Source organism: Bacillus sp. AF62 (assembly GCF_050312695.1).
Lineage (GTDB): Bacteria > Bacillota > Bacilli > Bacillales > Bacillaceae_G > Bacillus_A > Bacillus_A cereus.
Map to the genome: position 1 here is coordinate 1 of NZ_JBNPJZ010000288.1, position 304 is coordinate 304.

Consider the following 304-nt stretch of genomic DNA (forward strand, 5'->3'; position numbering starts at 1 on the left):
CTGCATCGTAGATGCACAAAGCGTGAAAAACACATGGATAGCTGGTGAAAAAGGCTATGATGCTGGAAAGAAAGTGTGAGGAATCAAACGACATATCGCTGTAGACACCAATGAGCTTATTCATGCTATAGAAGTCACAACTGCGAATATAACGGACCGAGAGGGCGCTATCCAAATGCGCAAACGCCATACTGAAATATTGGATAAAGTGACAAATATACTTTGTAATGGTGGATACACTGGCCCATCATTTGCACAATCGATAAAAGAGGCGATTGATTGTTCGGTTGAAATCATCAAACGC

At 41.8% G+C, this 304-nt stretch carries 1 pseudogene; it reads left to right on the top strand.

What is annotated here, in order from left to right:
* A pseudogene (locus ACQRBL_RS32775) lies at positions 1–304 on the top strand (transposase); the annotation flags it as partial.